9 protein-coding genes are annotated in these 12,196 nt (G+C 38.4%); 5 read left to right on the top strand and 4 right to left on the bottom strand.

Annotated features, from left to right (window positions below; translation table 11 throughout):
- The first annotated feature begins 8 nt into the window (after positions 1–8).
- The 4 genes from porV (at position 9) to VIH09_RS05760 (ending at position 4,540) form a co-directional block, all read left to right on the top strand.
- Entirely contained in the window at positions 9–1,178 is a 1,170-nt protein-coding gene (porV, locus tag VIH09_RS05775) for a type IX secretion system outer membrane channel protein PorV (protein ID WP_331578808.1), read from the top strand.
- A 74-nt stretch (positions 1,179–1,252) separates the two neighbouring features.
- The gene (cdd, locus tag VIH09_RS05770; RefSeq protein ID WP_331578806.1) at positions 1,253–1,735 is read left to right on the top strand and encodes a cytidine deaminase; all 483 of its coding nucleotides are present in this window, start codon (positions 1,253–1,255) and stop codon (positions 1,733–1,735) included.
- A 145-nt stretch (positions 1,736–1,880) separates the two neighbouring features.
- Entirely contained in the window at positions 1,881–2,879 is a 999-nt protein-coding gene (pdhA, locus tag VIH09_RS05765; RefSeq protein WP_331578804.1) for a pyruvate dehydrogenase (acetyl-transferring) E1 component subunit alpha, read from the top strand.
- Positions 2,880–2,887: 8 nt separating this feature from the next.
- The gene (locus VIH09_RS05760) at positions 2,888–4,540 is read left to right on the top strand and encodes a pyruvate dehydrogenase complex dihydrolipoamide acetyltransferase (protein ID WP_331578802.1); all 1,653 of its coding nucleotides are present in this window, start codon (positions 2,888–2,890) and stop codon (positions 4,538–4,540) included.
- 79 nt (positions 4,541–4,619) lie between these two features.
- On the opposite strand, the gene VIH09_RS05755 is transcribed toward VIH09_RS05760, so the two are convergent.
- On the bottom strand, positions 4,620–5,867 hold the full coding sequence (locus VIH09_RS05755) for a glycosyltransferase (RefSeq protein ID WP_331578800.1): 1,248 nt from the start codon (positions 5,865–5,867) through the stop codon (positions 4,620–4,622).
- A 109-nt stretch (positions 5,868–5,976) separates the two neighbouring features.
- Here VIH09_RS05755 and VIH09_RS05750 point away from each other — a divergent pair, with 109 nt between their 5' ends.
- Complete coding sequence (locus VIH09_RS05750) at positions 5,977–6,558, top strand: tRNA-(ms[2]io[6]A)-hydroxylase (RefSeq protein ID WP_331578798.1); 582 nt, start codon at positions 5,977–5,979, stop codon at positions 6,556–6,558.
- Positions 6,559–6,697: 139 nt separating this feature from the next.
- Here the strand turns inward: VIH09_RS05750 and VIH09_RS05745 are convergent, their stop codons facing one another.
- From VIH09_RS05745 to VIH09_RS05735, 3 genes are all read right to left on the bottom strand, one after another.
- Positions 6,698–8,566 carry an OmpA family protein gene (locus VIH09_RS05745; protein ID WP_331578796.1) on the bottom strand — a complete coding sequence of 623 codons (1,869 nt, stop codon included), beginning with the start codon at positions 8,564–8,566 and terminating at the stop codon, positions 6,698–6,700.
- Positions 8,567–8,582: 16 nt separating this feature from the next.
- Positions 8,583–9,500 carry a type IX secretion system membrane protein PorP/SprF gene (locus VIH09_RS05740; RefSeq protein ID WP_331578795.1) on the bottom strand — a complete coding sequence of 306 codons (918 nt, stop codon included), beginning with the start codon at positions 9,498–9,500 and terminating at the stop codon, positions 8,583–8,585.
- A 57-nt stretch (positions 9,501–9,557) separates the two neighbouring features.
- Positions 9,558–12,196 (bottom strand): gliding motility-associated C-terminal domain-containing protein (locus tag VIH09_RS05735; RefSeq protein WP_331578793.1); only part of this gene is annotated, 2,639 nt, incomplete at its 5' end.

The raw sequence follows: 12,196 nt of genomic DNA, 5'->3' as shown, positions 1-12,196 counted from the left end.
ATTATAAAATGAGAAAATTAGTACTTTTTACAGCTTGCCTCCTTGGGTTTTCTTTTGCGAACGCTCAAGATAGAGTAATAACCACAGCGGTTCCTTTCTTGTTGGTTTCTGCTGACGCCAGAGCCGCAGGTATGGCCGATGTTGGTGTCGCTACTTCAACTGATGCTTTTTCGCAACAATGGAATCCGGCGAAATATGCATTTGCAATTGACAAACAAGGTTTTTCTATAAGCTACACTCCCTACCTTACGGATTTGGCAAATGATATTTCATTAGGACAAATTACTTATTACAACAAAATAAGCGAGCGAAGTGCATTTGCAAGCAGTCTCCGATATTTTGGTTTTGGCGATATTGAGTTACGCGAGACCGGAGACCCTAATGAAGTTCCCCGAACAGTTAACCCAAATGAATTTGCACTGGACGGTTCCTATTCCTTAAAAATAAGCGAAAAATTTTCTATGGCCGTTGCCGGAAGGTACATTCACTCCAACCTAAAAGTCGTTTCCGATAACGGTGATGCTTCTGCAGCAAATTCTTTTGCAATTGATGTTGCCGGTTTTTATCAGTCGGAAGAAATCGCCTACAGCGAATTTAACGGAAGATGGAGAGCCGGATTTAACATCCAGAATTTAGGCCCGAAAATAAGTTACGATAATGATGAATTTAGTACTAACTTTTTGCCCGCGAACTTAAAATTAGGGACCGGATTTGATTTCATTCTTGACGAGTACAACAAAGTAGCCGTAAATCTTGAGTTTAACAAATTATTGGTACCAACACCCCAAAATCCAGATTTAGACGGAGACGGAACGGTTACTCCTGAAGAAAGAGCTGAAAATTTCGACAATTATCGTTCCATAGGATGGGTTTCAGGAATTTTTAAATCATTTGGAGATGCCCCTGATGGGTTTAGCGAGGAAGTTAAAGAAGTTACTTATGCCTTGGGAGCCGAATATTCATATCAGGATTCATTCGCCATGCGCATGGGTTATTTTAACGAAAGCGACATGAAAGGAGCTCGAAAATTTTTCTCTTTAGGAGCCGGATTTAAATACAATGTGGTAAAAGTGGACGTGTCTTATTTATTTTCAGCCTCAAAAGTAAAAAACCCTTTAGAAAACACCTTACGCTTCTCATTAACCTTTAACTTTGGAGAAAAATACGAGCAATACTAGTTTTAAATAAAATCTAATTTAAAAATCCAAATTTCAAACTATTGAAATTTGGATTTTTTTTCCCAAATAAAATAATGAAAGAAATTACAATTACGACTCGCTTCGCCGCTTACAATGCAGTTAATGAATTACCAAAAGACATCCAAAACCTGATGGAACAGGCTGTAGCTGTTCGAAAAAATGCTTACGCTCCGTATTCAAAATTTAGAGTGGGTGTTGCTATTTTTTTAGACAACGGAAAGATTGTTTTAGGTTCAAACCAAGAGAATGCCGCATACCCTTCCGGACTTTGTGCCGAACGCGTGGCCATATTTCAAGCCGGAGCCATATATCCCGAAGCGAAAATTTTAAAAATGGCAATTACTGCGGCATCGGACACAAATAAAACCACGAGCCCGATCCCTCCTTGTGGCTCCTGCAGGCAATCAATCGCGGAGTACGAAACAAAACAAGATACCCCTATTGAAATTTATTTTATGGGCGAAACTGGCGACATATACAAATCAGAGTCCCTAAAAAACTTACTCCCTTTTATGTTTGACAAAAAGTTCTTGTAAAAAACCTAAAAATTAGCTTTTTAATTTCACTGCTCAGCAGGAATGTCTTATTTTTGCGATTCGCAAATTTGTGTGAGGAAACTGTTTTGCGTCATTAGGTACTAGTTGATAACACACTAAAAACTTTAGCAAAAGAACAATTGAGATGAAAGAAGTTACAAAAGAGGTTTATTTAAAGTGGTATGAAGACATGCTACTTTGGAGAAAGTTTGAAGACAAACTTGCAGCATTATACATACAACAAAAAGTCAGAGGATTTTTGCATTTATACAATGGGCAAGAAGCCGTTCTTGCAGGTGCACTACATGCGATGGATCTTACAAAAGATAAAATGATTACTGCTTACAGAAATCACGTTCAACCGATTGGAATGGGTGTTGACCCAAGACGCGTAATGGCCGAACTTTTAGGAAAGGTTACAGGAACATCAAAAGGAATGGGCGGCTCTATGCACATTTTCTCAAAGGAACACCGTTTTTATGGTGGTCACGGAATTGTAGGTGGACAAATTCCTGTAGGGGCTGGATTAGCCTTTGCAGACAAATATTTTGAAACAGGTGGTGTAACAATGACCTATTTTGGCGATGGAGCAGCTCGTCAAGGCTCTTTACACGAAGCTTTTAATATGGCTATGTTATGGAAATTACCTGTTGTTTTTATTGTTGAAAACAATGGTTATGCCATGGGTACTTCTGTAGAAAGAACAGCAAACCATACTGACATTTGGAAACTAGGTCTAGGGTACGAAATGCCTTGCGGACCTGTTGACGGAATGAATCCAGTAAAAGTTGCAGAAGCAATGACAGAAGCAATTGATAGAGCCCGCCGTGGCGACGGACCAACATTTCTTGAAATGAAAACGTATCGTTATAGAGGACACTCTATGTCAGATGCTCAATTATACCGTTCGAAAGAAGAAGTTGAAGAGTACAAAAAAATAGATCCAATCACACAGGTTTTAGATTTGATCAAAGAAGAAAAATACGCTACTAACGAGGAAATAGAAATCATCGACAAAAGAGTAAAGGACCTTGTTCAAGAATGCGTAGATTTTGCAGAAGAATCGGCTTACCCTGAGATTCAACAATTATACGACGTAGTATACGCACAAGAAGATTATCCCTTTATACCTCATAAACTATAAAATCAATTATGGCAACAATTATAACAATGCCTCGCTTGAGCGATACTATGACGGAAGGAACGGTAGCAACTTGGCTTAAAAACGTTGGAGACAAAATAAGCGAAGGAGATATCCTGGCAGAAATTGAAACCGACAAAGCGACAATGGAATTTGAATCCTTTAATGAAGGAACACTTCTATATATAGGAATACCGGCAGGTGAAACTGCAGCAGTAGACTCATTATTGGCTATTATCGGTGAAGAAGGTGAAGATATATCTGCTTTGTTGAAAGAAAAACCATCGGCAAACACCCCTGCAAAAGAAGAAACTACTACAAATACGGAAGTCAAAAAAGAAGAAGCTCAATCGCCAACAACTAAGGATCTTCCTGAAGGAGTTGTGGTTGTGACTATGCCGCGCCTTAGCGACACTATGACAGAAGGAACTGTAGCCACCTGGTTGAAGAAAGTAGGAGATAAAGTTGCTGAAGGAGACATCCTTGCTGAAATCGAAACCGACAAGGCGACAATGGAATTCGAATCTTTCAACGAAGGAACTTTATTGTACATCGGTATTCAAGAAGGCGAATCGGCTCCAGTTGACAGCGTATTGGCTATCATAGGACCTGAAGGAACTGACATCAGCGGAATTGCTCAAAATTATAAAGCCGGAGGTGCCGCACAAGCTGCCACTCCTGCTGTAACCGAAGAAGCAAAAACAGCATCAGCTGAAAAAGCAGAACCAACTGTACAAGAGGCATCAACCGATGGCCAACGTATTTTAGCATCACCATTAGCAAAGAAAATTGCTAGTGACAAGGGAATTCAATTAAATCAAGTGAAAGGATCAGGTGAAAATGGACGTATCGTGAAAAGCGATATCGAAAACTTCACTCCCGCAACTACTGCGGCTCCAACAGCCACTGCAACTGCAACCGCAGCGGCACCTGCCAAAGCAGAAACGGCAGCGGCTCCAAAAGTATTTTTTCCTGCTGGGGAGGTTTTTACCGAAGAAATCAAAAATTCGCAAATGCGAAAAATCATTGCTAAGCGTTTAGCGGAATCATTGTTCACTGCACCTCATTACAATTTAGTTATTGAAGTAACAATGGATGAGGCGATGAAGTCAAGATCTATTATCAATAGCGTGCCAGACACAAAAGTGTCTTTTAACGATATGGTGATAAAAGCGTGTGCAATGGCCTTGAAAAAACACCCAAAAATCAATTCTCAATGGAGAGAAGATTCAATTCTTATCAACCATCACGTAAACATTGGTGTTGCGGTGGCAGTTGAGGATGGATTAGTCGTTCCTGTGTTGCGATTTACAGATGCTATGAGTTTATCTCAAATTGGTGGAAACGTAAGAGATCTTGCAGGAAGAGCAAAAAACAAAAAGTTATTGCCTACAGAAATGGAAGGGAGCACTTTTACAGTTTCTAACCTTGGAATGTTTGGTATTACTGAATTCAATTCAATCATTAATCAACCTAATTCAGCAATCCTTTCGGTTGGTGCAATCGTAGAAAAACCTGTTGTTAAAGATGGTCAGATTGTTGTAGGAAATACAATGATGTTATCTTTGGCCTGTGATCACAGAACAATTGACGGTGCTACAGGAGCGCAGTTTCTGCAAACATTGAAGCAATTTATAGAAAACCCAGTTACGATGCTTGCATAAAGAAAAAAATATATTTTTATTATATTAAAATCCCATTTTGAAATTTCAAAATGGGATTTATTTTTTTGACCTAAGAAAATTATCTAATTCTATTCTTTTCCTCAATCCAACGTGACATATATTTTGTACTTGTCACCGTATGGTGTTGCAACATTGCCCCCATAAAGTTATTCAAGCGATGTTGTTTTAAATCTACCAACAAAGCATCAATGGTTTTCTTAAAATCATCCGAAAATAGTTCTTTCGAAAACCGCTCATTGATAATTGCAATTCCTTTCCGCTGTGAATCTAACCAACTATTTCTATTTTGGTATAACTCAATCGCCGATTTGGCAAACCGTTTTGGGTCGTCATCGATAAAACCATTCCACTCCAAATCACCGGACATACCTTCCGCCCCTATATTAGTGGTTACGCTTGGTGTTCCACATATCATAGCCTCCACTAGTTTCCCCTTCAAACCGGCACCAAAACGCAAAGGAGCCAATACAACACGTGAGTTTCTAACCACATCTTGTGCGTCTGCAGCACGACCCATTATATGGAAACCTTGCTTAACACTATGCAGCTGCAAAACTTTTTGAGAAGGATATGCTCCGTAAACATTCAAATTTGCTTCCGAAAAGTCCGTTTTTATTAGGGGCCAAATTGTCTCTTTTAAATATTGAACAGCATTCCAATTTGGCTCATGAAGAAAATTACCTATAAAGATAAAATTTTCCCTTTGCTCGAATGATGGAGTTTCTTCCCTACTTGATATTTGGATTGGCTCTAATAGAAAGGGCAAATAATATAACAAAGTTTTGTCGATTTTAAATACTGACACTAATAATTCCATTTCAAATTCTGAAATCATCAAGGAAAGATCGCAACGCAAAATGCTGGCAATTTCCCTCTTGGCAACATCCTCACTAAACAAATCAATTAAATCAAACTGACGTCCTTCCTTAAACGCTTTTTGGCGGGCTAACCGCAAGCAATGCAAATCTTCCGTGTCCAATAGCCGTAGCGCTTGTGGACAGTTTTCGGCAACACGCCAGCCAAACTGCTCTTCAATCATAAAACGATCAAACAGCACAACTGATGGATTCAGTTGCTGTATAAAAACGTCAAAACTGGAGCTATTTAACGAAATTGATTTTTTCTCAACATCCAAAGCTTCAAGATCGACCATGTAAACGCTATCCATTGCGGGACTGGCAAAAGTAATCTCATAGCCTTCCTCTTTAAAGAGAGAGATCAATTGTATCATTCTGCCACCCGCAGCCGATGAATTGGGCTCAGGCCATACAAAACCTATTATCAAAAGCTTTTTAAGCTGATTCATAACTTATATTATTTCAATTACAAAATAATGGTATTTAGCTGGCATTACCATCATTTCCCCAGAAAATCAGAAAGAAAACACTAATTTTGCACTAACAAAACACAATGACATGTTAGGATTAAAATTAGCAACGGACCCACGGTGGGTAAATATAGTCGAATCAAACATCGAAGAAATTTTGACAGACCATGCCTGGTGCGAACAAAAGGCAGCTTCAAACGCCATAAGCCTCGTGACTTACAATTCCGAATTGGAAGAATTAGTTACTGAACTATTAGTTATTGCCAAGGAAGAGCTAGATCACCTGCAAATGGTACATGATCTGATAAAGAAAAAAGGACTAACGCTGGGTAGAGAACGCAAAGACCATTACGTAAACGAGCTTTTTAAGTTTATGAAAAAAGACGGAAGCAGGAAGGACGCCCTGTGCGACCGTTTACTGTTTTCGGCAATGATTGAAGCTCGAAGTTGCGAAAGATTCAAAGTACTTTCAGAAAACATAAAGGACCCTGAGCTGGCTAAATTTTATCGTGATTTGATGATTAGTGAAGCGGGACATTATACCACCTTTTTAGGTTTCGCAAAAAAATACGCGGACAACATAGATGTCGACAAACGCTGGAAGGAATGGATTGATTTTGAAACTTCAATTATCATCAATTACGGAAAGAACGAAACCGTTCACGGATAAAATCAGAAAGCCAATTCTGAAGTTATTTTTTTTTATGACACTATCCTAAAAAGGATCTAAGTTTAAAATTATCGCGAATACAAATAAAAAAAGGGAGTACACATTGTATACTCCCTTTTTGTTTGGAATCATCATTAATCTATTTCTTAACGACCATAAATTCTGAACGTCTGTTTAATGCATGTTCCTCTTCGGTACATTTAAGACCACAATTTATTTTCAATTCAGATTCTCCAAACCCTTTTCCTGAAATTTTATCAGCATTTACGCCTTTCGAAATTAAATATTTAATTGTAGAATTAGCTCTTCTTTCAGAAAGATCCATATTGTAGTCATCTTTACCTCTAGAATCCGTGTGCGACTTCACATTGATACTTAATTCCGTATTTTCCGTCATTATGTATGCCAATTTATCGAGCTCTTCAGCAGCTTGCTTTGTTATACCGCTTCTGTTATTTTCGAAATAAATTGGTTTTAATATTATTTCCGTTTCAGTAACTACGACATCAATCGGTTCCAAAGCAACATCAACAGTTAGTAGTCCGCTATCCGTTTTTGCAATAGACGATTCGTTTGAAATAAAGCCATCTTTATAAACTTTAACGGTATATCCCTTTTGGCATTCAACATTAAACAAAACCTTTCCACTATCATTTGATAGCTGCTCATCCAAAACAATATTATTTCCGTCTAAAACAGCAACTCTGGAACTAGCAACGGGATCACCAGTTTTGGAATTTTTCACAACAGCCGCAATTTGAGAGTAGCATATCGGAACAGCACTATAAATATGATCGACCCCGGATCGATTACTTGAAATATAACCTGTATTTTTCTCTTTGTTGAATGTAAAAGCAAAATCATCTTTAGCAGAATTTATAGGTTGCCCAACATTTTTGGGCATATCCCCAGCATTCAAATCCACTATAAAAATATCCAAACCTCCAAATCCGGTCAATCCATTGGAAGAAAAATATAGAATATTGTCATCCGAAATAAAAGGGAAATTTTCGTCTTCCGTGGTATTAATGGAGTTTCCTAAATTTTCTGGGACACCAAAACTGCCGTCAGCATTTACAGCAACTTTCCATAAATCAGTTCCGCCAACAGAACCAGGCATATCGGATGCAAAATAAAGAGTCTTTCCTTCCTTATCTACCGATGGATTTCCTGTAGAATAGCTTTTACTGTTAAAAGGCAATGCAACCGTATTAACCCATTTCCCGTTCTCGTTACTTGCTTTAAAAAGATTTACCTGCCCCAATCGCAGTTTGTGTGCTTTATCGTTTACAAATAACTTGTCATTAAAACTTTCGCTTGAAAAATAGATCGTACTGCCATCTTTTGTTATAGACACGGGTCCTTCATGAAATCTAGAATTTAATTCACTAACAGGAGCTGGCTCTGAATAGGTTCCATCAGCATTATAAGTAGATTGGTAAATGTCCAAAAACGGTTCGCCATTCCATCCATATATTTTGTTGCTCTCGTTTCTTGCACTTGCAAAATAAAGCACATCATTATAAAGAACAGCTCCAAAATCAGACCTGTCAGAATTCACTGAAATCTTTTCTATTATATAACCTTTCTCAATATCCATCAATTTCGCCAGATAATTTGGGTTCTTATTGAATTCAATGGCTCTTTCATCATTAGGCATTAAAGAGGCAAAAGATTTCATCTGTGCATTTGATTCCGCGTATTTACCATTAGACTTTAGCACCTGCGCATACCTGTAATACATTTCAGGATTTTGCTTCGTTTTTGCAGCTTGGGCGTACCATTTTTCGGCCTCAACCGTATTATTCATATTGTAATAACAATCTCCAAGTTGCTTCATCACATAGGGGTCAGAATTCCCCTTGTCCGTTAACACCAGATATTCTTGAACAGCTTGAACATAATCATGGCTTTCAACTAATTTATCTGCAACTTTGGTATCTATACTTTGTGCTGATATCGAAATGCTTAAAAACACAAAAAACAATAGTAGATTAATTTTTTTCATCAATTACAAATTTATATTAGAAAAATCTAGGTGAACGTGAAACCTTCTTTGGCGTAAACAAGTCATATAAAATAATGAACTCGTGGGATGACGGAGAAGTCACCTTCAGGTCAGAAATTATATGATCGTAAGCATATCCAATTCTTAGCTCAGGCGTAACAGCAAAATTAACCATGGCTCCGAAACTGTCTTCCAACCTATAGGTAGCTCCAACTTCGATTTTTTCCATATACAAAAAATTTGCAGAAACATCTAGAGAGGGCGATACGTTAAATGCTGATTTCAGCATGAAAGAGGGCTTGAACTTCAAATCATAATTAACATCAAAAACATACCCCCCAGTTAAGAAATAATGCGACACATCAGAGCCATACTCTCTTCCATTATAATCCAAATGCGCTGACTTCATCATGTTGGGGATTGAAAAAGCGACATAGTATTTGTCCGTGTAATAAAAAGCTCCAGCTCCCAAATTTAATGAAGCATCATTAATATCTTCCCCAAAAATTCCCTCAGAAGGATCCGGCAATGAAGACTGAATGTCTCTAAGACCCACTTGATGAAAAGAGATACCCGCTTTAAGACCCAATGCAAGCCTTTGCGTATCACCTAATTTTAAAGTATAAGAAAAATCACCATACACATTTTGTTCTGTAACCGGACCTATCTTATCTGAAATAAAAGACAACCCTAAACCTACATTCTTACCTGTTGGGGCATGTCCCGAAAAAGTAAACGAGGTAGGTGCATCCTCAATATTCGCCCACTGCTTTCTATATAAAGCACCAAAAGAAATACTTTCTTTTGAACCGGCATATGCGGGATTAACAACATTCATATTATACATATATTGAGTATAATGCGGGTTTTGTTGCGCTATTACATCTACGTAAGTAATAAGAACTAAGAGAGTAGCCAAAAATATTTTGTTCATATCAATTTGTTTTTTCATTTTGTTGAAATTAAATCTCAACATAAATTTATTAAATAACTATTTTTCTCTAATTAGATAAATCCAACCTGTTTTGGATTTACTGTTATTAAATTCCATAACATAATAATAGGTTGCACTTGGAAGTTCATTCCCTTTATCGGATTGACCTTTCCATTGATCAGTATAATTAATTTGATTATAAACTTTAATACCGTATCGGTCAAATATCTCTAATTTTTTCACATCCATTAATCTCAAATCAAAATAATCATTTGAGCCGTTTCCGTCTGGAGAGATTCCTTTTTGAATATTACAAAATACCGATTCAATTAATATGCTAGATGTTGTTTCACAGGCCGTAGCTGTTGACGTAATAGTTAAGCTATAATTTAACGGAAAACTAACTTCAACACTGCTAGACGCAACAATATCTGACACGTTTAAAGTATTAGAATTTGTTCCCACAGTGTTCCCTAAGTTATCTTTCCATTGATAGTCAACATTATTTGGATCATAAGAACTTGCTAATGGCGATGCGGTAATAATATAATCCTTATCAATACAATCCCCTGTGCTTTCAAATTGAATTTCTGCAGGAATTGGATTTATGGTTTGGGTTTCACCTACTATTTCACAACTAATGTTGCTTTTAAATCGTACCGAGGGAATATAGTCACCTGGAATTAGATTAGGAAAAATAGGACTGTCTTGAAAACCTTGGCCAATACTATACTCCACCCCAGTTTGAGCTGTAATGGTAATTTCTCCATTTGAAATAGCACAAGTAGGCTGCCTGGTTACTGTTGCTGTAGGCATCAAAGGAGTTGGTGTTATACTTAACGTTACCTTCGTCCTAGATTCGCTTAAACAATTTCCAATTGATGATTCAGCGTAATATGTTGCTGTACCTACACCGATTTGAGTAGGATTAGACACTGCACTCCCACCCACTAAATCTGTATACCAAGTAATCGTATTACCACTTGCAACCGCTGTTAAAGTTTGATTAGACATTCCATCTGAACAAACAGTCTGATCGTTTGCTGTTGGATTTGGCACTACACCAACAATTGTTAAAGTAATTGGCGTACGGGTAAGGCTTTGGCAAATGCCGTTTGACGATTCCGCATAATAAGTGATTGTTCCCACTCCAACTTGTGTTGGGTTAGACACTATGCTGCCGCCAACTGCCGCTGTATACCACGATATTGAACTACCTACTGCCATGGCAGTTAAGGTTTGTGTCAATGTTCCATCAGTGCATTCAGTTAAATTTCCACCACTTACCGGCACTTCTGGTCTTGGATTAATCGTTAAAGTAACTGCTGAACGAGATGTACTTATACAAGATGTCGCATCATTTACAGATTCCGCATAATACGTAATGGTTCCCAATGAACTTAGTGAGGGGTCAGATACTACATTTCCTCCGGTGGCTGCGTCATACCATACTACTGATTCGCCAGATTGAGCCGTGGCTGTAGCAGTCAAAGTTTGAATGGGAGAAGAAGCACACTCCGTTTGGTCACCCCCACTTGTCGGAACAATTGGTTTTGGATTAATAGTTAAGCTTACTGCTGCACGTGATGTGCTTAGACAAGATGTTAAGTCATTTACAGATTCAGCATAATATGTAACTGTTCCCAATGAGCTTAATGAAGGGTCAGATACTACATTCCCTCCAGTTGCTGCATCATACCATACTATCGATTCTCCCGCTTGAGCTGTCGCTGTAGCAGTCAAAGTTTGCAATGGAGATGAAGCGCATTCCGTTTGATTTCCGCTTGCCGGAACAATTGGTTTTGGGTTTAAAGTTAATGTAACTGCTGAACGAGATGTACTTAAACAAGATGTCGCATCATTTACAGATTCCGCATAATATGTAATGGTTCCCAATGAACTTAAGGAAGGGTCAGGTACTACATTCCCTCCAACTGCCGCATCATACCATACTACTGATTCGCCGGCCTGAGTTGTTGCAGTAGCAGTCAAAGTTTGAATGGGAGACGAAGCACACTCCGTTTGGTCACCCCCGCTTGTCGGAACAATTGGTTTTGGATTAATAGTTAAGCTTATTGCTGCACGTGATGTGCTTAGACAAGATGTTACGTCATTTACAGATTCAGCATAATATGTAACTGTTCCCAATGAGCTTAATGAAGGGTCAGATACTACATTACCTCCAGTTGCTGCATCATACCATACTATCGATTCTCCCGCTTGAGCCGTCGCTGTAGCGGTTAAAGTTTGCAATGGAGACGAAGCGCATTCCGTTTGATTTCCGCCGCTTGCCGGTACTTCTGGTCTTGGATTAATCGTTAAAGTAACTGCTGAACGTGATGTACTTAAACAAGATGTCGCATTATTTACAGATTCCGCATAATATGTAATGGTTCCCAATGAACTTAATGAGGGGTCAGATACTACATTCCCTCCAACTGCCGCATCATACCATACTACTGATTCGCCGGCCTGAGCTGTTGCAGTAGCAGTCAAAGTTTGAATGGGAGAAGAGGCACACTCCGTTTGGTCACCCCCGCTTGTCGGAACAATTGGTTTTGGATTAATAGTTAAGCTTATTGCTGCACGTGATGTGCTTATACAAGATGTTACGTCATTTACAGATTCAGCATAATAAGTAACCGTTCCCAACGAACTTAATGAAGGATCAGATACTACATTCCCTCCAATTGTCG

The organism is Flavobacterium sp. (assembly GCF_036515215.1).
Lineage (GTDB): Bacteria > Bacteroidota > Bacteroidia > Flavobacteriales > Flavobacteriaceae > Flavobacterium.
Note: the sequence above shows the minus strand (reverse complement) of the source record. Positions and strands in the feature narration are given on the sequence as shown.